This is a genomic window from Sphingobium sp. TomMM35A (genome assembly GCF_054771735.1).
The window spans coordinates 1,659,210-1,681,584 of record NZ_BSRC01000001.1; the positions used below are offsets into that span (position 1 = coordinate 1,659,210).

A 22,375-nucleotide genomic window follows, 5' to 3' on the forward strand; every position below is an offset into this window, starting at 1 on the left:
ACGCGTGCGTCATGATTTTTGGAACGGACAGACGTGAAATGGCGATGATCAGCGGGCAAACGGGTAGCGGCAAGGAGCAAGCCTCCGCACGCGCGTTCGAGCATGTGCCCGCCGAAATGCCGCTCCCGATGCCGGAGCAGGATTTCAGCGAGCATCCGCGCGATTTTCCGCACCGTCCGCTGAACATCGATCAATGGGCCCGGCGCATGCTCGTCATCTTGCTGGCCCTGTTGCCTGCGTCCATGGCGGCCCATGAAATGCGGCGCTCCATTGGCCTCGACGGCATTTCTCTGTGGGAAGGCGTCTATCTTGCCCTTTTCATCCCGCTATTCGCCTGGATCGCCTTCGGCTTTGCCACCAGCCTGATCGGGTTCCTGATCCTGACCATGGGAAAGGCTTCGGCGGCCCAGCCCTATCGAACCTCCTTTGCCACGCCCCTTCGGGGGCGGACGGCCATATTGCTGCCGGTCTGCAACGAGGATTTTCTGGGCGTCATGGGCCGCCTCTCGATCATGGAGCGATCCCTGGCACAGGTCATGGGCAATGAACGCTTCGAATTCTTCATCCTGAGCGATTCCAACCCGGACAATGGCGAGATAGAGCGCAACACTTATCTGGAAATGCGCAAGGGCTTCTCGCGGCCGGTGCATTACCGCCGCCGCGCACTCAACATCGGCCGCAAGCCCGGCAATATCGCTGAATGGGTACAGCGGTTCGGCGGCGGCTATGACTATATGATCGTGCTGGACGCGGACAGCGTGATGAGCGGGCAGACGATGGCCCGGCTGGCGCTCGACATGGAACGGCATCCGCATGTCGGCCTGATCCAGACCGTGCCGACGATCGTGGGGGCATCCACCTTCTTTGCGCGCTGGCAGCAGTTCGCCAGCCGCCTGTTCGGCCCGATTTCGGCTGCGGGCATGATCTGGTGGGCGGGATCGGAAGGCATGTTCTGGGGGCATAATGCCATCCTGCGCACCAAGGCTTTTGCGCAGAGTTGCGGCCTCCCCGAAATGCCCGGCCGCGCCCCGTTCGGCGGCCATATCATGAGCCATGACATGATCGAGGCCGCACTGCTTCGCCGCCGCGGCTGGGACGTGCACATGGTCATGGCGGACGACAGTTTCGAGGAGTTTCCCCCTTCCCTTCCCGACCTTGCCACCCGTGACCGCCGCTGGTGCCAGGGCAATATCCAGCATGTGCCGCTCATCCCCAAGATCAGGGGCTTGCATCTGGTCAGCCGGTTCCAGCTGCTGGTCGGCGCGTCGGCCTATTGTACGTCGCCGCTATGGCTGGCGCTCTTGCTCGTCGTGCTGGGCGGTGCGTTGGCTGGCGTCTGGCCGCCGAGCGCGATCCTGCCATCGGGCGGGCTGCTGGCGCTTACCGCAGTGCTGCTCTTCGGGCCGAAGCTGCTGGCGATGGGATGGGCGATGGCCGATCCGGCGCGGCGCATCGGCTTTGGCGGAGCGGCGCGCATGAGCCGGGGCGTCATGGCGGACATCGCACTCTCGATCCTGATGGCGCCCGTCAGCATGCTCACGCAGACGATCAACCTGTTCGGCATATTGATGGGGCGCAAAAGCAGTTGGAGCGGGCAGGTTCGCGACCGGGACGGCATGTCGATCGGGGGCGCCGTCTGGCTGTTCAAATATCATATCATGCTGGGCGGCTTACTGACGGCATTGGCGATCCAGGGCGGCACGTCCGTTGGATGGATCATCCCGGTGGTGGCGGGGCTTGTGCTTGCTCCCGTCCTTGCTGCCGTCACGGCGCGTAAAGGTCTGGGCCAGAAGGCGGAACGCAGCGGGCTTTTTCAGGTGGCAGAGCCCTGGTGGCGGACAAACAGCTATCGCGCGCCGCATTATCCTGAGCAGGCCAGAGGAAGGACCTCGCTAAGCCAAGCGGTGGTGAACGATCACTGAAGTTTCGCCATGCCAGCATGAGCTGGCGTCTCAGGCCTGACGTTCAACCAAGCGTCACAAGAGCCCAGCTTGCGCTGGGATGACGCCTTCTCAATCCCACTCGTGAAGCTTTTCGCGTAGCTTGTCCAGCGCCGCCTTCTTGATCTGGCACACGCGGGCTGCGCCGATGTCGAGCGCCTGCCCGATCTCCTCAAGGTTCAGTTCCTCGACGAAATAGAGCTGCAGCACCATGGCTTCGCGCTGCGGCAGTTCGCCGATGCACTTGGCAAGCGCAGCCTTGAGCGATTCGCGTTCCATGACATCGTCGGCGCGGTCTTCCACATCGGCGAACCACATGGACTGGTCAGAATAGACCTCATCCATGCTGCTGTGCTGCACCATCTCGCAACTGTCGGCGAGTTCGCGATAGGCGGCTGCCTCCATGCCCATCGCGCCAGCCATCTCGGCTTCGAGTGGCGCGCGGCGCAGCTGCTGCTCCAGCCGGTTGCGCACGGCGGCCAGCTGCTTGCGGTTGGCCATGGCCGACCGGGCGATCGTCGCCCCGCGCCGGAGATGATCGATCATCGCGCCGCGCACGCGCATCTGCGCATAGGAGGCGAAACCTAAGCCGCGATCCTCAAAACCGTTCGCTGCCTCGACCAGAGCCACCATGCCGATCTGGAGCAGATCCTCGACCTCAACGGCGCTCGATACGCGGCCATGCACATGCCATGCGATCTTGCGCACCAGCGGCATGTAACGGCGGGCGAGCTGTTCAGGGCTGTTGTTCGACCGGCCGTAGGTATTGGCGTCGGAACCGGCGATGACCTTCTTCATGAACATGGGTCAGTTATCCTCAGGCGACGCGTTCGCGAGTGGGAAGCGGATCGTGACGGGGCGCAGGCCGCTGCTCGCCGCCGACGACGGCGACGACCTCCACGCCCTTGCCATCGGGGATTTCCAGGAAGGACAGCACCGGCGTTTCGGGCAGATGCGGCTTGAACAGCCGGGCGAGCGCACGGCGCGCCACCGGCGACGTCACGATGGCGAAGTTGCGCGCCTGCCCCATGATCGGACGGGCAGCCTGCACCACCGCTTCGATGATGCGGTTGGCGAGCGCCGGTTCGATCGGATGCTTGGCGTCGCCAGCAACGCGCATCGCCTGCGCGAGCAGCGCTTCCAGATCGCCGTCCAGCGTGATGACCGGCAACGGCATCTTCACCGGGACCAGCCCCTGGATGATGAGCGCGCCGATCCGCTGGCGGACGGCCTCGACCAATTGCTCATGGCTCATGTCCGGCCGCGCGGCGTCGACCATCGCTTCGCAGATGCGGCGGAAGTCCTTGAGCGCAATGCCTTCGGAGAGCAGTGCGCGGCACAGCGCGGAAATCTGGGTGAGGCTGAGCGTGCCGGGGGTCAGGCCATCGACGAGTTGCGGCGCTGCGTCCTTCAGATTGTCGAGCAGCTTTCGCGCTTCGTCGAGGCCGAACATCTCGCTCGCATTCATGGCGATCAGCTGGTTGAGATGCGTGGCGACCACCGTCGGCGGATCGACCACGGTATAGCCCGCGACCACCGCTTCGCTGCGCTTGGCTGGCGAAATCCAGACGGCGTCGAGGCCGAATGTCGGGTCCTTCGCTTCACGGCCGGACACCACGCCTTCCAGCGCGCCGCTGTCGAGCGCCAGCAGATCGTCAGGGTAGATTTCGTCCTCGCCGACGACCACGCCAGCGATGGTGATGCGATATTGGTTCGGCTCCAGCGCCAGATTGTCCTTCACGCGCACCATCGGCACGACAAAGCCCAGTTCCTTGGACAGCTGGCGGCGAATGCCGGTGATGCGGGCCATTAGCGGCGCGCCCTTGCGCTCGTCGACCAGACCGATGAGGCCATAGCCGATCTCAAGGCCGAGGATCGCGCCGTCCGACACGTCATTCCATTCGATCAGTGCGGGATTGGCGGGCTCCGGCATCGGCGCGGGCTCGGCGGCCTTCACCTTGGCCTGCTTGCGCAGGTGCCACGCGATATAGCCCGCAACCGCTGCCGCGGGCAGGATGATCATGTGCGGCATGCCAGGCAGGATGCCAAGGAAGGTCAGGATCGCCGCGACGGGCGTCCAGGCCTTGCTCGATCCGAACTGGCCGGTGATCTGGTTGGACAGATCATCCTCGCTGCCAACGCGCGTCACGATCGCAGCAGCGGCGATGGAAAGCAGCAGCGCGGGAACCTGCGCCACCAGCGCGTCGCCGATGGCCAGGATGATATAGGTCTGCGCGGCCTCGCCCATGGACAGGCCATGGCTGACCACGCCCAGGATGATGCCGCCGACGATGTTGATCGCCAGGATCAGGATGCCCGCGACCGCATCCCCCTTCACGAACTTGGACGCACCGTCCATCGAACCGTAGAAATCCGCTTCGGTCGCCACTTCGCGGCGGCGAACCTTCGCTTCTTCCGGGGTGAGCAGGCCAGCGTTGAGGTCGGCGTCGATCGCCATCTGCTTGCCTGGCAAGGCGTCCAGGGTGAAGCGCGCGCTGACTTCCGAGACGCGGCCCGCGCCCTTGGTGATGACCACCAGGTTGATGATCATCAGGATCGCGAAGACGAAGATGCCGACGACATAGTCGCCGCCGATCAGGAAATGGCCAAAGGCTTCGATCACATGGCCCGCAGCGTCCGATCCTTCATGGCCCGACACCAGCACGACACGCGTCGATGCGACGTTGAGCGCCAAGCGAAGCAAGGTCGCGAACAGCAGCACCGTGGGGAAGCTCGAAAAGTCCAGCGGCTTGGCGGCGTTCAGCGCCACCATCAGCACGGCCAGAGAAATCATGATGTTGGTGATGAAACCCAGGTCCAGCATGAACGCAGGCACCGGCACCATCATGAACAGCACGACCATCAGCGTCGCGATGGGCAGCACGGCCCCCTTGGCGGCGCTCATCCAGATCTTCGCTTTGACTTGGGCGGGAGTCATTATGGGCCGTTACCTTCCGAGGGTGGCGAGCATGAGATAGGCGAGACGTGCGGTTTCCGGCTGCGGCTTGATGCTGACATCGGCCGCATTTGCGAGGCGCTGGGTTTCGATCCGCACATAATCTGCGGGCTGCACGGTCTTCGCGCCATCGGGCAGCGGAGCGGCAGCATATTGGATGGGGCCAGTGTTGATCGAATCGACGCCGCGCTGAAGCTTCGACGCGAAGCGATCACGGATTTCGGCGAAGCTGCGAGGACTGCCGGAGCGATCGTAGAAGATGGAGCGGTTGGCCCGCGCGGCGGCGGGGAACATGGACGCAGCGGTTGCGCCCGGCGCGCGATCATGGACCGACAGGAACTTGCTGGCCCCGCCGACGCCCAGGAAGTGGGCGAGGTAGAGATCGACCGGCTCAGCCTCACGGCCAAGCCGCTGTTCGAGATAGGCCTTGTTGTCAGCGGCATGCTGCGCAGCCATGACGGAGGCGGTTTCGGGGTGGTTGCGCAGATCCAGGATCTGCTGGCGCATTTCCGGGTTCGCGACATAATAGCGGCCGTTCTGGCCCCGGCTGATCATGTCGGCGGCCCAGCCAAGGCCATATTCGCTGCCATGCTTGTCGATGACGGCAAGCCAGCTCTGGTCGATAAACTGATACAGGCCCGTTGCCGACGAGGTGCTCGCGCGCGCCGTGGGATTAAGGCTGCTTTCGATCTTCGCCTGGCCCAGCAGATAGGCGAAGTCCACGCCCGTCCTGCGGCTCGCCATGGCGATCGCGTTCGTCACGCGGTTGCCGGTCGAAGCGCCTGTTGCTGCTATGTCTGCAAATGCCGACAATGAAATAATCCCCGTTGGTACCGGGGAGCATTAGAGCAAGGCTTATGCCAAGATTTGGTTAACGCGCGCTCCATAAATGTTGCTGGCGCGTTCAGCATGCAAAGAAAAAGGCGCCTCTAGGGCGCCTCATCTCATCAACATCAGAGTTTAAATCACCGTTCGGGGGAGCGGAGGCCCTGGCCTCTATCGCCCGTAAACCAGCGGAGCCTGGGTCGACCCATGCGCCGCCAGCAGGGACAGGCGCTGTCCCGCATGATCGGTCAGCACATTGATCCGCACACGCGCCGCTTCGATCATCGGCAGCAGGGCCGTCACTCGCTCGCGAATCGCGTCATCCGCGCGCCATGCGCCGATCGCACGCACTGCGGCGGCGCTCCGGCTCACATGGGCGGCGGCAGCGTCGATGGCCGCGACGTCGGTGCCGTCAAGCGCGACGCGGAGCTCATCGAAAGCCGAGAAAAGGTCATCCAACGCTGCAAGGCCGAGCGGCATAATAAGCCTTAACCGTTGATCGGCAGGTCGAGCGCGAGCATCTTGTCGGCGATCGCAGCCGGATCGACCGGATAATTGCCCGAGGCGATGGCTGCCTTGATCGCCGCGACGCGGTCCATGTCGACCGGCGCGCCTTCCGCGGCCATGCGGGCAGCGGGGCTCGCCGATGCCGAAAAGGACGAAACGCTCGGCCCACCCTTGTCGGAAGCGCTTCGCGTCTTGCCGCTGTCCCGCAACCGGGAAGCCTCTATCGCGGCGCTCATATTCTGGCCGACAGATTTGATCATGGCTTACAATCCTTCACTCGTCCCGTTCACCCTATAACGGCAGGGTTCAAAAATCATTAAATCCCGGAATGCGCACGGTGCCCATTTCGACCACCTGCGCCAGGACAGGCGTGGACCGCTTGTCCTCGCGCACGCGGATGGTGTCGCCCACGGCGCCGTCTTCATCCGCGATCATCGCGCGCGAGACGCTGAAACTCGCATTGCCGGCGAGCAGCTGGACCGGGTCCCCCCGCTTCACCACCAAATCGCGCTGCGCAGGACGCGCAGCGACGCCATAGCGCGCAACCGGTGCCGCAGCAGCGCCGCCGCCGCCGCTCAAGGGCACGCGGATGCGCCATCCCACGGAGTCGCACTTCACGATCGCCGCGCCGAAAGTCGGCCCTTCGACGCTCGGCGTCACAGGGCAGGCCGCCAGCCGTAGCCGCCGGTCAACTGGCGCGATGGGCCCGCCAGGCTCACCAATATTGGCGCCCACGGTCATCGCGACCAAGCCGTCCAGGCGATCGAGATTTTCGAATTTCTGTTGCGCCAGCGCAGGCTGACAAACTGCTGTGGCCAGCACCATGGCGGCAATAAGGGGCAGCGTTTTCACAGCATATCTCCGGATGCGGACAGATTCATGCCACGCATTAAGCATCCGATATGGCTAACAAGTCGTTAACGCTGCCCGGCAGCTTCCCCGATGCGGATCAGCTGGCCCTTGCCCGTGCCGCCGTCCATCTGGTCGAGGCCGCGAATGCGCAGCCGGTCACTGGCCAGCCCCTGCGCCTTCAACTCGCGCGCCACCGCGCCAAGCCGCGCCGCCGCTAGATCCCAAGGATCGAACCGCCGCCGCGCGGGATCGGTGCCAAGGCTGCTGATGTCGATCCTGCCGCTGCCCGATTTCAGGCCTGCTGCCACTCTTGCCAGCGCTGCCCTGCCCTGACCCGACAACAGCGCCTCATCCGGCAGGAACAGCTCCGCCGCGCGCAGTTCCATGTCCTTGGCCACCGCGCGCCCGCCAAATTGCTGACGCACCTGCGCCAGCATGGCATCGCGCTTCTGCCCGCTTGCCTGCAACAAAATGAAGAAGCCGAGCAGCAACAACAGGAGGTCGGCGAAACTCACGGCCCAACGGCTGCGCCGGGCTTGCGAGGCAGCAGCGATCATCACGCCACCTCGCGGATGGCTGCCCGCAGCGTCGTCACATTCTCCCGCCGCGCGATGGCGACCAAGCGGCTGGCCGCTTCCTTCTGCCAGGCCAGTTCCCGCTCCGACAGGTCGGCAAGGCGGCTCGCGATGGGAGCGGCGATGACATTGGCGATCACCACGCCGTACAGCGTCGTCAGCAGCGCCAACGCCATGGACGGGCCCAGAGCCGCCGGGTCGTCCATCGCCGCGAACATGCCGATCAGGCCCAATATGGTGCCCGCCATGCCCAGCGCTGGGGCGGCATCGGCAATCGACAGCCAGACGTTGCGCGCACCGGCATGGCGGCGCGCCCGGTCGGCCAGCGCCTGCGCTGCCCAAATCTCGAACTGCTCGGTCCTTTCGCTGTTGGCGAGGCGCCGTGCCGCTTCAGCGAGGAAGGGGTTGGCGGTCTTCACCCGATCGGTGCAGGCAAGCCCGCGCAGTTGCGCGACCTGGTCGATCTTCAGCAAGGCCGCGCGCGCCGTCGCCTGATCCTTGTCCGGATCGGCGCGCAGCAGCGGCACCAGCGCGGCGAAACCACGCCCGATCGCCGGACCGCCATTTTGGAACAGCGCCACCGCGCCCACCCCGCCGATCATGATCAGCAGCGTCAGGGGATCGAAAAGCTGCGCCAATAGTCCGATCATCAACCAGTCCCCCATTCACCCGGATCACCAGCGGCAAAGCCTTGCCCAGGACCGGCAAAATCTTGCCGCCCCTGCCGCCGCCTTCATCCGAACCCAAGAATTTCCGCCGTTTCCGCACATGCCGATGCGTCACCCACGCAAATTGGCACGGCTCTTGCGAAATAGCCTTCGGATCACCTGCGGTTCACGCCATCAGGGCTCAGAACGGCGGAGGAACCGCAAAGTTTAGACCCTCAAGGGCAAAAAGACGGAAAGACGGAAATGTCGCTGGAAGACGGATTGTTTGGAGTACATGGAAAGGCGCTGGCGCTTCGCTCGCAACGCCTGTCCCTGCTCGCGTCCAACATCGCGAACGCCTCGACGCCGGGCTACAAGGCGCGGGACATCGATTTCGACGCTGCGCTGAAGGAAGCGACGACGCGCCAGCAGGGCAGCGGAATAGCGGATGTCAGCAAGGCCGTGGACGACAGCATGGGCTATCGCGTGCCGCTTCAGCCCAGCCTCGACGGCAACACCGTCGAACTCAGCACCGAACAGACGCTGTTTGCTGAAAACGCCGTAAAATACCGCACGACCCTCTCCTTCCTTGAAGGTCGCATCAACACCATCACGCGCGCGCTGAAGGGAGAATGAGCATGAGCGGTTCTGGCCCCATGAATGTCTTCGACATCGCCGGCCGCGCCATGAGCGCGCAGCTGGTGCGATTGAACGCCACGGCTTCCAACATGGCCAATGCGGGCAATGTCACTGGCAGCGAGGCGGACGCCTATCGCGCCATCAAGCCGGTTTTCCAGTCGGTCACCGACAAGCCCGGCGTATCGACGGTGAAGGTCGCCAATGTCCTCACCACAGACGCCAAGCCCACCAAGCGCCACGACCCCAACCACCCGCTCGCCGACGCGAATGGCGATGTGTGGGAAGCGGCTGTCGATAGCAGCGCGGAGTTGGTCGACATGATCGAGACCGCCCGCATGTACCAGAACAATGTGCAGGTGCTGAACACCGCCAAATCCCTCATGCTCGAAACCATAAGGATCGGCAAATGAGCACGACCTCCACCGTCACCGACAGCGCGGGCCTTTCCGTCTATAATCCGTACAAGAATGTCGGCACGGGCAAGGCAGAGATGGGCCAGGCCGATTTCCTGCGCCTTCTCACCGCGCAGATGCAGACGCAGGACCCGTTCGCGCCGATGGATAACGCACAGATGGTCGCCCAGATGGCCACCATCACCAACTCCAGCGGCATTGCGGAAATGAACCAGACGCTGAAAGGCCTTGCCTCGCAGCTCACCGGCTCGCGCCTTGGCGATGCGGCAAGCTGGATCGGCAAGTCGATGCTGGTTCAAAGCAACATCGTCGCCCCCGACGCGTCCGGTCAATATATCGGCCAGGTCAGCTTCAAGGACGCGACCAGCGGCGCGACCGTCGATCTGCTCGACGGGTCCGGCAACGTGCTCAAGACCATCGATCTTGGCAATCAGCCCGCAGGCGACGTCAATTTCTACTGGGACGGCAAGAATGAGGCGGGAGAGCGGGTCGCCACCGACGCGCTCAAGATTCGCGTCAACGGCGCTTCGCCGTCGCGTGTCGCCAGTTGGGCCACCATCGCCGCCGTGCAGTCACCCGCCGACGGCAGCGCCTCCAAGCTCATCACTCCATTGGGCAGCTACAGCCCGTCGGACGCCATTTCACTCGCCTAACCTCGTCACCCAGAAATACTTCAAATCCTTTTCACCCCCAGATCCTTTTCACCCAAGGAGCAACGCCATGTCCTTCTACATCTCGCTTTCCGGCCTCAAGGCCGCCCAGACCGATCTGGCGACCATCGCCAATAACGTCTCCAACGTGAACTCCACCGCCTTCAAGAAGAGCAAGGCCGTGTTCGGCGATATCTTCGCCGCCGCGCCGATGCAGACGACGACGCAGGTCGCTGGCCAGGGCGCGCGCGTCCAGGGGATCACCCAGCAGTTCACGCAGGGCACGATCGAGGGCACCGACAAGACGCTCGACCTCGCCATCACTGGCGAAGGCTTCTTCACCGTCAAGCGCACCGGCGACAGCCAGGTCAGCTTCACCCGCAACGGCGCCCTGTCGCTGACGGAGGACCGCTTCGTCGTTGACACGACCGGCGCCCGCGTGCAGGTGATCCCGGTCGATCCCACGACTGGCCAGCCCAGCGCTGCGATCGCCGCTGGCCTTGCCGCGGGTACGCTGACCTCCGCTGACCTTGCCGATCTTCAGGTTCCCACCAACTGGCCTGCAGGCGGCACCGGTAACCAGCTCAACAGCGTCGGCGTCGGCAAGGATGGCCAGATCACCGGCGTCTATGCCGATGGGTCGACCGTTTATCTCGGCACCACCGCCATGGCGGCCTTCAACAGCCAGGACGGCCTGCGCCAGATGGGCGACGCACACTGGACCTCGACCTCGGCCAGCGGCGAGCCGCGCTTCGGCACCGGCAACAGCGGCCTTTACGGCTCGGTACGCTCGGGCGCTCTCGAACGCGCCAATGTCGATATCACAGAGGAACTGGTCGCCCTGATCTCGGCCCAGCGCAACTTCCAGGCGAACTCGAAGGCGATCGAGGCGGCGAACACGCTGTCGACCACCATCGTCAACATGCGCACCTGATTTAGTTCACCTCTTTTTTCCCCGTTCGCCCTGAGCCTGTCGAAGGGCACTGCTGAGGCGAAGCCGAAGCGCTTCGCTACGCTCAGCAGAAGGCCCTTCGACTGCCTGCTTGCAGCAGGCGCTCAGGACCGGCTTCGACTTCGCTCAGCCCGAACGGGGAAAATCTGGCCAATCTCGATAACAGGACAAACCCATGGACCGGCTCGTCAACACGGCACTCACCGCAATGCGCGGCGCGATGGCGCGGCAAGCGGCGATTTCCAACAATCTCGCGAACGTCAACACGGTTGGCTTCCGGGCGGAAATCGCCAATGCCGAGACGCGCTGGATCAAGGGCGATGGTTTCGACACGCGGGCGCAGGCGTCCGAACAGGTGATCGCGTCCGACATGGCGCAGGGCGCGGTCGTCGAAACCGGCAATCCGCTGGACGTGGCCATGAACGGCGATGCACTGCTCGCCGTTCAGGCCGCGGACGGGAGCGAAGCCTATACGCGCCGCGGCGACCTGAAGCTCTCCGATAGCGGCCTCCTCACCACCGGCGACGGCTTGCCTGTCCTTGGAGAAGGCGGCCCCATCACCCTGCCACAAATGGACAGCGTCTCCATCTCGCAGGACGGCAGCATCTGGGGCGTGCCCCAGGGCGGCGACCCGGCGAACCCGCAGCGCGTCGACGGCCTGAAGCTCGTCCGCGCCGTCGGCTCCAGCATCGCCAAGGGCACGGACGGCCTGTTCCGCGAAACCAATGGCGGTGCGCTGCCGCAGGACCCGCTGGCCACTGTCACCGGCGGATCGGTCGAAGGCTCCAATGTCAACGCCACCTCGGCGCTGGTGCAGATGATCGAAGCCAGCCGCGCCTGGGAAACTCAGGTGAAGCTGATCGACACCGCCAAGCAGCTCGATGACGGCGGCGCGTCGCTCATGCGGCTAGATGGTTAATCTGGCACGAACCTTGCTTTTCATTCTGCAAGCCTGACCGGCACCACGGAGTTTCAAGACGATGAGCAACGCAGCCCTTCACGTCGCCCGCACCGGCCTTGATGCGCAGAACACAAAGATGCGCGTCATCGCCAACAACCTGGCGAACGTCAACACGACCGCCTTCAAGCGCGATCGCGCCGATTTCGAAACGCTCGCCTACCAGCAGATGGTTGCCGCCGGCGCAAATTCGGACAGCGAAAACAAGTTCGCGACCGGCCTCAACCTCGGTTCGGGTGTCGCGATGCAGGGCACCAGCAAGATCAACACGCAGGGCACGCTGCAGCAGACCGGCAATGCGCTCGACATGGCGATCGAAGGCTCCGGCTTCTTCCAGGTCCAGCGCCCGGACGGCACCACCGCCTATACCCGCGCGGGCAATTTCAGCACGACGGCGGAAGGCGTGGTCGTCACCAGCGATGGCCTGCCCCTCGTCCCCCAACTCACCGTGCCCCAAGGCGCGACCGGCATCACCATCGGCAATGACGGCACGGTCACTGCAACCCTTCAGGGCCAGACCGAACCGACCCAGCTCGGCCAGGTGGAACTGGCCAGCTTCATGAACGCGGCGGGCTTGCAGCCGATCGGCGGCAACCTGCTGGTCGAAAGCGCCGCGAGCGGCACGCCGCAGGTCGGCGTCGCCGGGCTCGACGGCCGCGGCGTCATCCGCTCGGGCAATCTCGAAACCTCGAACGTCAATGTCGTTGAGGAACTGGTCGACATGATCGAAACGCAGCGCGCCTATGAGGTGAACAGCAAGATGATCAAGGCGACCGACGAAATGCTCCAGTACGTCAACCAGCAGCTGTGAGGTTGACGATGCCCCTCCCTCATAAGCCGTTCGGGCTGAACCAAATTACGCCCTCCTTCCCAAATTCGTTCGCCCTGAGCTTGTCGAAGGGCGCGCGCAGGGCTTCGACAAGCTCAGCCCGAACGGTCATTTTGGGTGTGGCAATGGCCGCCCTCGCCGCCACCCCGGCAATGGCCGGCAAAAAGCGCGATGCCGAGCGGCAATTTTATGCCCCCACCGTCGTTGCCGCCCCTGCCGCTCCGGTAGCGAACGGCTCGATCTTCCAGGCGTCGATGGGCTACACCCCGCTCACCAGCGGCGCGCGGGCGCAGAGCGTCGGCGACATCATCACCATCGTGCTGGTCGAACGGACGCAAGCGACCAAGACCAACAGCGCCGACACCAGCCGCAGCGGTAGCATCGGCCTGACGCCGCCGACCACCGGCCTCTTCTCAAAGCTCTTCTCGCCCAGCGACATCGCGGCCAGCGGCGACCAGGGCTTTACCGGCAAGGGCAATGCGACCCAATCCAACGCGCTGAATGGCGAAATCACCGTGACGATCGCGGCGGTCTATCCCAACGGCACGATGCTGGTGAAGGGCGAAAAGGCGCTGACGCTCAACCGCGGCGACGAATATATCCAGATTAGCGGCCTTGTCCGCCAGGCCGACATCAGCCCGGATAATCGCATCGCATCGACCCGCGTGGCCGACGCCAAGATCATCTACACCGGCAAGGGCGAAATCGCCCGCGCCAGCCGCCAAGGCTGGCTGCAGCGCTTCTTCTCGATGATCAGCCCCTTCTGATGGAGACCGTCGGAGCCATGACCCGCTTCTTTCAATGCATCATGCTCGCAACGGTGCTGGCGCTCGCCAGTCTTGTGACCACCCCCGCCCACGCCGAGCGGATCAAGGACCTCGGCACCTTCCAGGGCGTGCGCCCCAACCAGCTGACGGGCTACGGCATCGTCGTCGGCCTGGCTGGCACGGGCGATGACAGCCTGGATTATGCGACGCAGGGCGTGAAGGGCATGGTGTCGCGCTTCGGCCTGACGCTGCCGCAGGGGATCAACCCCGCGCTCAAGAACGCGGCGGCGGTTCTCGTGACGGCCGATCTTCCCGCCTTTGCCAAACCCGGCCAGCGCCTGGACGTCACCGTCTCGGCGCTCGGCAAGGCGAAGTCGCTCCGCGGCGGCACGCTGATCATGACGCCCCTGCGCGGCGCGGATAACGAGATTTACGCCATGTCGCAGGGCAACCTCGCCGTCGGCGGCCTGGGCGTATCCGGTGCGGACGGCAGCCAGGTGTCGGTCAACATTCCTTCGGCCGGCCGCATTCCCGGCGGCGCGACGGTCGAGCGTGCGGTCGCGACCGGCTTCGACACTGCCCCCACCCTCACCTTCAACTTGACCGAAGCGGACCTCACAACTGCCCTCAGGGTAGCGGACGGCATCAACCGCACCTTCGGCGACAATCGCGCGCGCGCGACCGACGCCGTGTCGGTGGACATCACCGCTGCCCCCGGCGCGACCGACCGCATCATGATGATGGGCATGATCGAAAATATCGAGATCAAGCCCGCCGACGCGCCCGCCAAGGTCATCGTCAACGCCCGCACCGGCACCGTCGTCATCAACGGCGCGGTGAAGATCCATCCGGCCGCCGTCGCGCATGGCAAATTGACCGTCAGCGTCAATGAAAGTCCGCGCATCGTCCAGCCTGCTCCCTTCTCGCAAGGGCGCACCGCCATGGAGCCTTCCAGCTCGATTTCGATCGATCAGGAAAAGAAACCAATGGTTAATTTTAAAGGTGGAGCATCGCTGGCCGATATAGTGAAGGCGGTGAATGCCATCGGGGCGTCCCCCGCCGACATGGTCGCGATCCTCGAAGCCTTGAAGCAGGCGGGCGCGATGAAGGCTGAACTGGTGGTGTTGTGATGCAGATTTCACGGATTTCCGCAGGGGCTCAAGCTCCCGCATCGCCCGAAAAGGCGCAGCTGGAAAAGGTCGCCAAGCAGTTCGAAGCGATCTTCCTGCGCCAGATGATCGGCACCATGCGCCAGTCGGGCGGCGGCGAAGGCATCTTCGATTCGAGCGCGACGGAGCAGTTTCGCGACATGTCCGACGCGCGCACCGCCGACACGATGGCGGAAAAAGGCAGCCTTGGCATCGCCGAAATGCTGCTGCGCCAATATGAAGCCCGCCAGCCGGTCGCGCCTGCGGCTATCGCGCAGGATAAGGGCGCATGAGCGACCTCTTCATCATCGGCGCTTCGGGCACCAAGGCCTATCGCCAGGCAATGGCCGCGATCTCGGAAAATATCGCAAACGCCAGCACCGAAGGCTATTCGCGCCGCTCGCTGACCACAATCGAATCGGGTTCCTCGACTGCCACGATGGCGACCTATATCGCCCGCGCCAATTTCGGCGGGACAGAGGTGCAGGGCGTCAACCGTGCGTCCGACCCCTATCTGGACGCGGCCGTGCGCTCCAGTGGCATGGCGCTCAGCAATTCCACCGCCCGGCTGCGATGGATGACCGACCTGGAAGGCGCGCTCAACGATACGGAAACCGGCATCGGCAAGCTGATGACCGGCATGTACCAGAATATGGACAAGCTCGCCGCCAGCCCCAGCGACCGCTCGCTGCGCGTCACCACGCTGGACAGCATCAGCCGCGTTGCCGAAGCGTTTCAGCGGACCTCGGCCGATCTTTCGCAGGTATCCAGCGGCATAGCCACCGAAGCCACGGCATCCGTCGAAACCATCAACCGCTCGCTGTCGCAACTGGCCGGTATCAACAACAGCCTGTTGCGCGCGCAGCCCGGCACGTCGGCCTATGCGCAGCTACTGGACAGCCGTGACGCAGCGCTGAACACGCTGTCGGCCAACCTGAATGTCGATATCAGCTTCGGCGCGCATGACGTGGCAACGATCAACTATAACGGCACGACGATCGTGCAGGGCGACGCTGCCACCACGTTGGCGTTGACGGTCAACGCGAATGGCACGCTGGCGCTCGCCACGGCTGGCGGAACCGCGCTGACAGCACCTGCAAATGGTACGCTTGGTGGCCTCTTTTCCTCGGCCGTCACGACATCGCAGCGCCGCACCAGCCTGGACACGCTGGCGCAGCAGTTCGTGACGGACATGAACAATTGGCACGCGCAGGGGCGTACCGATGCCAATGCGGTGGGCGGCGCGCTGCTGTCCGGGACGACCGCGGCGACTGTCACCGCACTTATCACCGATCCCGTTGCGCTCGCGACCAAGTCGGCGGACGGAACGCTGAACGGCAACCTGCTTACCGTTTCGACGGTGCTGCGCGGCAATGGCAGCGTCGAGCAGGGCTGGACCTCGATCATCGCGACGCAGGCGAACCTGCTCGCATCCATCAAGGCCGAGCAGACGACCGCGCAGGGCCGCAGCGACCAGGCTATCGCCGCGCGCGAAGCGGTGAGCGGCGTCGATCTCGATATGGAGGCGGCAGAACTCCTGCGCCTGCAACAGGCCTATTCCGGTTCGGCGAAAATCCTTCAGATCGCGAAGGAAACCGTCGACGCCATCCTGCAGATCATCTGAAAGGGCTGACCCATGGTAGGCATCACCAACAAGACGCTGATCGCCGAAATCCGCCGTCAGCAGCAATTGTCGCAGGGCATCATAGAAGGGCAGACCGCCATTTCGACCGGTATCACGCTGACCAAGCCGTCGGACAATGCGCTGGCCTGGGTCCAGGTGTCGGAAATCGGCAAGGCGCAGGCGCAGCAATCGTCCTGGCAGGCCAATGTCAGCTATGGCATGGGCCGCGCCGCCAATGCCGAAGCCAATCTGGAAGAGATCAACACCCTGCTCATCAGCGCGCAGGAACTGGTGACGTCCGCCCGCAACGGATCGCTGAACGACGCGCAGCGCACCGCGATGTTCGAAGATGTGAAGGGCATTCGCGAGGCAATCGGCGCCCTCCTCAATCAGGCCGATTATCAGGGCGTCCCGGTATTCGACGACGCGCAGAGCGTCCTCGTCCCGGTCAGCCGCGGGCTGAAGCTGGCCGTGGTCGGCACCCGGCAGGAGGTTTCGGAAGGGATCGATGTCGGCGGCACGCCCATGACGCTGGACGGCATATTGGGCCAGGCGCTCACCGCCTTGCAGAGCGGCACCGATGCTGACCTCCAGTCGGCGCTGACCGCGATCAAGGCGGGGCAGAGCCACGTCACCATCGAACAGGCGAAGCAAGGCGTCCGCAGCGACCGGTTGGACGTGACCGGCAACCGGCTGACCAGCGTCGATCTTGACCTGAAGGAACGCCGCCAGGGGCTGGAGTCGACCGACCTCGCCGAAGTCATCTCTTCGGTGAAGAGCAAGCTGCTTCAACTGGAAGCCGCCCAATCCGCCTTCGCGCGCATCAACCAGCAAACGCTGTTCGATCTGATCCGCTAAGCATCAACACCGCCCGCCGCTGTTCGTCATCCCAGCGAAAGATGGGATCTCGGCGGCGTGGCGCGCACTCTCCTGAGATCCCAGCTTTTGCTGGGATGACAATAAGAAATCAAAACGGCAGAAAAATCCGCCGTCCTAAACCTCCCGCTAACCATTCCGCATTAACCATCTGACGCAAGCGCATCTTGCGTCGCCGGATGAACGCCGGCGGGCAGAATTTTCAGGGGTAATCATGTTCGCAATCATTGGCCTGGTCGTGCTGCTCGCCATGGTGTTCGGCGGCTTCATCTTCACGGGTGGCGACATCGGCCCGGTTCTGCATGCCCTGCCGCACGAAATGCTGATCATCGGCGGCGCCGCTGTCGGCGCGCTCATCATCGGCAACTCCGGCGCGGACCTGAAGGCGCTGGGCGGTGGCCTGGGCAAGGTGTTCAAGGGCCCCAAATACAAGAAGCAGGATTTTCTCGACTGCATCTTCCTCGTCTCGCGCCTGATGAAGACGCTGCGCGTCGAAGGCCCCGTGGCGCTGGAACCGCATATCGAAGATCCGGCGAGTTCCACCATCTTCTCCGAATATCCGCGCCTGATGGCGGACAAGACACTGATCCACCTGATCAGCGACACGCTGCGCCTGGTTGTCGTATCCTCGGGCACGCTTGATCCGCACGCGGTCGAAGAGGTCATGGATAATGCCCTCAAGACCCATCATCATGAGGCGCTGAAGCCCGCCGACAACCTTCAGGGGCTGGCGGACGCCCTGCCCGCACTCGGCATCGTCGCGGCGGTGCTCGGCGTGGTGAAGACGATGGGCTCGATCGACCAGCCGCCTTCGGTGCTGGGCGGCATGATCGGTTCGGCGCTGGTCGGCACGTTCCTCGGCGTTCTGCTCGCTTATGGCATGGTCGGCCCCTTCGCCAACCGCTGCCGCGCGGTGATCGAAGCGGACGGCGCCATGTACCATGTCGTGAAGCAGATCATCATCGCCTCGCTGCACGGACACCCGCAGCCGCTGGTGATCGAAGCCGCCCGCTCCAGCCTGACCCACGCCAACCAGCCGGCGTTCGCCGAAGTCTTCGACGGCATGCGGGGCAAATAAGCCATGGCGGACAAGAAACGCGGCGCGAACGAGCCCGAACCACGGCCGATCATCGTCAAGAAGATCATCGTCGATGGCCATGGCGGCCATCATGGCGGCGCTTGGAAAGTCGCCTATGCCGACTTCGTGACGGCGATGATGGCCTTCTTCCTGCTCATGTGGCTGCTTGGCGCGACCACCGAAAAGCAGCGCAAGGGCCTGGCCGACTATTTCACGCCGACGCTGGTCGAACTCAAAATGGCCTCGGCCGGGTCGAGCGGCCTGTTCGGCGGCGATTCCATGGTCAGCAAGGAAAATTACCCCACCACGGGCGGCCAGGGCAATCTCGCCATCACCATCCCCCGCGACGCAAGCGGCACCAAGGATCAGGGCGGTAAGGCCACCCGTGCCGCCGACCGCATGAAGTTCGAAGCGGTGAAGAAGGAACTGGAAGCGCGCATGGCCCGCAAGAAGGGGCTCGACAAGCTGCGCCGCAACGTCCGCTTCACCGAAACGCGCGAAGGGCTGCGCATCGACCTGATCGACGAAGCCAATTTCGCGATGTTCGCCATGGGCACCGACCGGTTGCTGCCACAGGCACGCGATCTGGTGAGCGAAGTGGCGGGCGTCGTGCGCGGCATGCCCAACCCGCTGATCGTGCGCGGCCATACCGACGGCCTGCCCTACAGCTCAGGGCAGAGCATGAATAACTGGATGCTTTCTTCCGCCCGCGCCGAAGCCACGCGCAAGACGCTGGCGGCGAGCGGAATCGGCAACGACCGCTTCGCCCGCATCGAAGGCGTCGCCGACCGCGAACCCTTCGCCAAGGGCAATATCTACGACCCCCGCAACCGCCGCATGTCGATCATCCTCGGCTGGAGCCAGGGCGGCAGCAGCGGCACCGACGATCAGGGGCAGGACGAGGAAACCAAGGCCGCGATCAAGGAACGCGACGACCCCGCCCGCGTCGCTCGCGAGGAAGCGACGAAGATCGACATGGGCGGCACGGGATTGCCCGCAGGGGTGCAGGTGATGAACCCAACCGCGCCGGGCACGTCGAGCAAGCCGGGGAAACATTGATTAGTTTTGGGGGGTGAGCGCACTGTATCCCTCTCCCCTTCAGGGGGTCGACCAGAGGCACGCGACTCTGGCCGAGGTGCCGAGCGTAGCGCAGGCGGGAGAGGGGAATATAAAGGCGGTCTCGGTGCCTCCCCCCTCTCCCCAGCCCTCTTCCCTGAAGGGGAGAGGGAGCAGGTCACTCAAAATTCCTTGAGCATTCCCACCCTCAAACCGGCAGCACCAAGCTCGCCTCCAGCCCGCCGCCAGCCCGGTTCGCAAGCTTCAGCGCCCCGCCATGCTCCGCCATGATCGCGCGCACCAGCGCAAGGCCTAGCCCAGCACCCCCGGTCTCCCGGTTCCGCGATCCCTCCAGCCGGGTGAAGGGCTCCATCATCTCATCCATCCGGTCCTCGGCAATTCCCGGCCCATCATCCGCCACCACCAGCCGGATCGTTCCGTCCTCCCGCACCACGGACACATGGGCACGCTCGCCATAGACGATCGCATTTTCGATGAGGTTGCGCAGCGCCCGCCTGATCTGCTGCGGCCGCACGGAAGCCACCGCGCGCTCGCTCTCCGCCATCTCCGCCGGCGCGCCCAATTCCACGAAATCCTCCACCACCGCGTCGGCCAGCGCGGCGAGGTCGACCTTCTGCTCCGCCTCGCTGCTCCGGCCCGCCCGCGCGAGTGAGAGAATATCCTCAAGCATCCGGTTCATCTCGTCGATCGTCTGCGACATGCGCGCGCGCTCGCCCTCATCCTCCACCGACTCCGCCCGCACCCGCAGCGACGCGAGCGGCGTGCGCAGGTCATGGCCGATCGCGCCCAGCATCCGGTCCTTCTCGTCCAGCATCGCGAAGATGCGGCTGCGCATCGCGTTGAAAGCCATGGTCAACTCGCGCACGTCACCGGGCCCACGCTCCTCCACGGGATCGGCCGACCCCGTCCGCGCAAATTGCTGCGCCGACCGGGTCAATTGTCCCAAAGGCCGCGCCAGCCTGCGCCCGACCCACAGCAGCGGCGCCAGCACGATCACGTAAAGGATTAGCGTCTGCCAGGCGAGCCAGCCGCCAAAGCGCGGCGCCCGATTGCCAGCCCGCGTCTGCGTCACCACCCATTTCCCCGGCGCATATTCGGCTGCCATCGTCAGCCGGCCGCCACGCGGCTCACCCCGCATGTCGCCCATGACGCGCATCCTGATGCTGTCCGTGCGGCGCATCGGCGGCGGGCGATCTTCTTCAAACACTTGCACCGAACGCATGGGGAAGCCGACCTCGGCGAACATGGCCAGCGCGCGCCGCTCAATCTCTGGCCGCGCCTCGCCCATCGGTATGGGAGGCGCGCGAAAGAAGCGCGCGCGCCCCGGACGAAGACGCGCAGGGGGCTCGCCCCGGCTGTCGAGCGCATCGACGATGCGATAGACGCCGGGCGCCGTCTGCGCCGTCAGCGTCATCCGGTTCCGCTCCCGCAGCAGCAGCCCGAAATTGATCGCCTGCGCGACGAACAAGGCAATCGCGACCAGAATTATGATTTGGCCCACCAGGCTCTGCGGCCACAGGCGAAGGCGCTTCACAGCTTCCTCACATCGGCCGACAGGGTATAGCCCCCGCCCCACACGGTCTTGATCAGCGTCGGGTTTTTGGGATCAGGCTCGATTTTCTTGCGGAGTCGACTGATCTGATTGTCGATCGCCCGGTCGAAGGCATTGGCTTCACGCCCCTGCGTGATGTCGAGCAACTGGTCCCGGCTCAGCACCTGATTGGGCCGGGTGGCAAAGGCCAGCATCAGATTATATTCCGCCGTGGACAGCGGCAACGAAACGCCCTCCTGATCCACCAGCACCCTTTCCTGAGTCTTCAAAAGCCAGCCCGCAAAGGCATAGGTTGCGCCGTCGGGAGCCGTAACCCGCTGGCCGCCCGTCGCCACGCGGCGAAATATCACCTTGATCCGCGCCACCAGTTCGCGCGGGGAAAAGGGCTTCAGCACATAATCGTCCGCGCCCATCTCCAGCCCGACGATCCGGTCCGTCTCCTCCGACTTCGCCGTCAGCAGAATGACCGGGATTTCGCTCGTCTCGCGTATGTGGCGGCAAAGCGACAGCCCGTCCTCGCCCGGCATCATGATGTCCAGGATCACCAGGTCGATCGCGTTCGCGTTCAGCCGCAGCCGCGCCTCCGCCGCGTTTTCGACGGCGGTCACGCGAAATCCGTTGCGGGAAAGATATTGCGCCAGCGGCTCGCGGATCGAACGCTCGTCATCGACGAGCAGCAGATGGGGTTTTTCGTTCATGGAGGATATCTGTCACGACTATCTGCAGCTTGGAAGGGTGAAGGACACGCGCCTTCACCCTTCCCTGAAGATCAGTTGCGGGGAGCGGCGTCCGCCCCGCGCTTCGCCTGCCATGCCTGTCGCATGGCCTGACGCGCTGCCTTCATCTCGTCCGCGGTCACGAAGCCGTCCTTGTTGACGTCGGCCTTGTCGAACATCGCGAGCGGCTTGGCCATGAACTCGGCGCGCGTGATGACCCCGTCCTTCATCGCCTCGCCACGGGCGCCGCCGCCATGGAACATCCTGCCGCCGCCAAAGCCATGATGGCCGCGCTTGCCCCAATGGCCCTCCCGGCCCTTGCCGTCTTCACCGCGTCCGAAGCGGGCCTGATGCCCGGCCGCGAACTCCGCCTTGCTGATCTGGCCGTTGCGGTCGGTGTCCAGAGCGGCAAAACGCTGGTCGAGCCGCGCCTGACGGCGGATTTCGCGATCTTCCTTGGTCAGCTTGCCATCGCGGTTGGCGTCCATCTTCGCAAAGCGCGCGTCGAGCGCTGCGGTCAGTTCAGCCTTGCTGATCTTGCCGTCCTTGTTCGCATCGGCCTTCGCCATCATGCCGCCATGGCGGCCACCGGGCCCGCCATCGCCCGGCTGCGCGAGCGCGATCTGCGTGCCCGCGAGCCCGCCAACGAACAAAGCGCCGACAGCAGCAGTGCCCAGAAATTTGCGGATCATCTCTTCTCTTCCTTCCAAAGGGGTGCCGAACGGCCATCGCCGTCCTTGAAACCCCTTATGAGGAAGACTTGTCCCGCAAACTTGTCACGTCACGGGCTAAAT

25 protein-coding genes are annotated in these 22,375 nt (G+C 64.4%); 14 read left to right on the forward strand and 11 right to left on the reverse strand.

The window, feature by feature from the left end:
• Nucleotides 1–44 precede the first annotated feature (44 nt).
• Entirely contained in the window at nt 45–1,922 is a 1,878-nt protein-coding gene (mdoH, locus tag ACYU8T_RS08245; protein WP_461159779.1) for a glucans biosynthesis glucosyltransferase MdoH, read from the forward strand.
• A gap of 90 nt (nt 1,923–2,012) precedes the next feature.
• On the opposite strand, the gene ACYU8T_RS08250 is transcribed toward mdoH, so the two are convergent.
• The 8 genes from ACYU8T_RS08250 to ACYU8T_RS08285 all read right to left on the reverse strand — a co-directional run bounded on the left by ACYU8T_RS08250 (nt 2,013) and on the right by ACYU8T_RS08285 (nt 8,305).
• On the reverse strand, nt 2,013–2,744 hold the full coding sequence (locus tag ACYU8T_RS08250; RefSeq protein ID WP_461159073.1) for a sigma-70 family RNA polymerase sigma factor: 732 nt from the start codon (nt 2,742–2,744) through the stop codon (nt 2,013–2,015).
• 13 nt (nt 2,745–2,757) lie between these two features.
• Nucleotides 2,758–4,878: a flagellar biosynthesis protein FlhA gene (gene flhA / locus ACYU8T_RS08255; protein ID WP_461159074.1), complete on the reverse strand. Its 2,121-nt coding sequence runs from the start codon at nt 4,876–4,878 to the stop codon at nt 2,758–2,760.
• Nucleotides 4,879–4,887: 9 nt separating this feature from the next.
• The gene (locus ACYU8T_RS08260) at nt 4,888–5,709 is read right to left on the reverse strand and encodes a lytic transglycosylase domain-containing protein (protein WP_461159075.1); all 822 of its coding nucleotides are present in this window, start codon (nt 5,707–5,709) and stop codon (nt 4,888–4,890) included.
• A 183-nt stretch (nt 5,710–5,892) separates the two neighbouring features.
• Nucleotides 5,893–6,201, reverse strand: a complete 309-nt coding sequence (locus tag ACYU8T_RS08265; protein WP_097092164.1) for a hypothetical protein — start codon at nt 6,199–6,201, stop codon at nt 5,893–5,895.
• A gap of 8 nt (nt 6,202–6,209) precedes the next feature.
• The gene (gene flgM / locus ACYU8T_RS08270) at nt 6,210–6,488 is read right to left on the reverse strand and encodes a flagellar biosynthesis anti-sigma factor FlgM (RefSeq protein ID WP_461159076.1); all 279 of its coding nucleotides are present in this window, start codon (nt 6,486–6,488) and stop codon (nt 6,210–6,212) included.
• A gap of 46 nt (nt 6,489–6,534) precedes the next feature.
• Nucleotides 6,535–7,053: a flagella basal body P-ring formation protein FlgA gene (locus ACYU8T_RS08275; protein WP_247231650.1), complete on the reverse strand. Its 519-nt coding sequence runs from the start codon at nt 7,051–7,053 to the stop codon at nt 6,535–6,537.
• A gap of 92 nt (nt 7,054–7,145) precedes the next feature.
• Nucleotides 7,146–7,637 (reverse strand): flagellar motor protein MotB, encoded by a 492-nt coding sequence (locus ACYU8T_RS08280; RefSeq protein WP_461159077.1) that lies wholly within the window; start codon nt 7,635–7,637, stop codon nt 7,146–7,148.
• A complete protein-coding gene (locus ACYU8T_RS08285) occupies nt 7,637–8,305 on the reverse strand; it encodes a motility protein A (protein WP_461159078.1) in 669 nt (222 codons plus the stop codon). Before ACYU8T_RS08285 ends, ACYU8T_RS08280 begins: the two co-directional genes overlap by 1 nt.
• 261 nt (nt 8,306–8,566) lie before the next feature.
• Between ACYU8T_RS08285 and flgB the strand changes: the two genes are divergently transcribed.
• From flgB to ACYU8T_RS08350, 13 genes are all read left to right on the forward strand, one after another.
• Nucleotides 8,567–8,938 (forward strand): flagellar basal body rod protein FlgB, encoded by a 372-nt coding sequence (flgB, locus tag ACYU8T_RS08290; RefSeq protein ID WP_097092167.1) that lies wholly within the window; start codon nt 8,567–8,569, stop codon nt 8,936–8,938.
• A 2-nt stretch (nt 8,939–8,940) separates the two neighbouring features.
• A complete protein-coding gene (flgC, locus tag ACYU8T_RS08295) occupies nt 8,941–9,351 on the forward strand; it encodes a flagellar basal body rod protein FlgC (RefSeq protein WP_461159079.1) in 411 nt (136 codons plus the stop codon).
• Nucleotides 9,348–10,007 carry a flagellar hook assembly protein FlgD gene (locus tag ACYU8T_RS08300; protein WP_201514741.1) on the forward strand — a complete coding sequence of 220 codons (660 nt, stop codon included), beginning with the start codon at nt 9,348–9,350 and terminating at the stop codon, nt 10,005–10,007. The genes flgC and ACYU8T_RS08300 overlap by 4 nt, the downstream gene beginning before the upstream one ends.
• Before the next feature lie 67 nt (nt 10,008–10,074).
• Nucleotides 10,075–10,938, forward strand: coding sequence for a flagellar hook-basal body complex protein (locus tag ACYU8T_RS08305; RefSeq protein ID WP_097092170.1), 864 nt, complete (start codon nt 10,075–10,077; stop codon nt 10,936–10,938).
• A 193-nt stretch (nt 10,939–11,131) separates the two neighbouring features.
• Entirely contained in the window at nt 11,132–11,875 is a 744-nt protein-coding gene (locus tag ACYU8T_RS08310; RefSeq protein ID WP_461159080.1) for a flagellar basal body rod protein FlgF, read from the forward strand.
• A 61-nt stretch (nt 11,876–11,936) separates the two neighbouring features.
• The gene (flgG, locus tag ACYU8T_RS08315; RefSeq protein ID WP_461159081.1) at nt 11,937–12,725 is read left to right on the forward strand and encodes a flagellar basal-body rod protein FlgG; all 789 of its coding nucleotides are present in this window, start codon (nt 11,937–11,939) and stop codon (nt 12,723–12,725) included.
• A 143-nt stretch (nt 12,726–12,868) separates the two neighbouring features.
• Complete coding sequence (locus tag ACYU8T_RS08320) at nt 12,869–13,510, forward strand: flagellar basal body L-ring protein FlgH (RefSeq protein WP_461159082.1); 642 nt, start codon at nt 12,869–12,871, stop codon at nt 13,508–13,510.
• Nucleotides 13,510–14,640 (forward strand): flagellar basal body P-ring protein FlgI, encoded by a 1,131-nt coding sequence (locus tag ACYU8T_RS08325; protein ID WP_461159083.1) that lies wholly within the window; start codon nt 13,510–13,512, stop codon nt 14,638–14,640. The genes ACYU8T_RS08320 and ACYU8T_RS08325 overlap by 1 nt, the downstream gene beginning before the upstream one ends.
• A complete protein-coding gene (locus ACYU8T_RS08330) occupies nt 14,640–14,951 on the forward strand; it encodes a rod-binding protein (RefSeq protein ID WP_461159780.1) in 312 nt (103 codons plus the stop codon). Before ACYU8T_RS08325 ends, ACYU8T_RS08330 begins: the two co-directional genes overlap by 1 nt.
• Complete coding sequence (flgK, locus tag ACYU8T_RS08335; RefSeq protein WP_097092175.1) at nt 14,948–16,282, forward strand: flagellar hook-associated protein FlgK; 1,335 nt, start codon at nt 14,948–14,950, stop codon at nt 16,280–16,282. Before ACYU8T_RS08330 ends, flgK begins: the two co-directional genes overlap by 4 nt.
• Nucleotides 16,283–16,294: 12 nt before the next feature.
• On the forward strand, nt 16,295–17,140 hold the full coding sequence (locus ACYU8T_RS08340) for a flagellin (RefSeq protein WP_461159084.1): 846 nt from the start codon (nt 16,295–16,297) through the stop codon (nt 17,138–17,140).
• A gap of 232 nt (nt 17,141–17,372) precedes the next feature.
• The gene (gene motA, locus ACYU8T_RS08345; protein ID WP_201514745.1) at nt 17,373–18,236 is read left to right on the forward strand and encodes a flagellar motor stator protein MotA; all 864 of its coding nucleotides are present in this window, start codon (nt 17,373–17,375) and stop codon (nt 18,234–18,236) included.
• Nucleotides 18,237–18,239: 3 nt separating this feature from the next.
• Nucleotides 18,240–19,295 (forward strand): flagellar motor protein MotB, encoded by a 1,056-nt coding sequence (locus ACYU8T_RS08350; RefSeq protein ID WP_461159085.1) that lies wholly within the window; start codon nt 18,240–18,242, stop codon nt 19,293–19,295.
• A gap of 205 nt (nt 19,296–19,500) precedes the next feature.
• Here ACYU8T_RS08350 and ACYU8T_RS08355 read toward each other — a convergent pair whose 3' ends face one another.
• The 3 genes from ACYU8T_RS08355 to ACYU8T_RS08365 all read right to left on the reverse strand — a co-directional run bounded on the left by ACYU8T_RS08355 (nt 19,501) and on the right by ACYU8T_RS08365 (nt 22,273).
• Entirely contained in the window at nt 19,501–20,847 is a 1,347-nt protein-coding gene (locus ACYU8T_RS08355) for a sensor histidine kinase (protein WP_461159086.1), read from the reverse strand.
• Nucleotides 20,844–21,563, reverse strand: a complete 720-nt coding sequence (locus tag ACYU8T_RS08360; protein WP_097092180.1) for a response regulator — start codon at nt 21,561–21,563, stop codon at nt 20,844–20,846. The genes ACYU8T_RS08355 and ACYU8T_RS08360 overlap by 4 nt, the downstream gene beginning before the upstream one ends.
• A 71-nt stretch (nt 21,564–21,634) precedes the next feature.
• Nucleotides 21,635–22,273: an EF-hand domain-containing protein gene (locus tag ACYU8T_RS08365; protein WP_247230552.1), complete on the reverse strand. Its 639-nt coding sequence runs from the start codon at nt 22,271–22,273 to the stop codon at nt 21,635–21,637.
• Nucleotides 22,274–22,375 lie beyond the last annotated feature (102 nt).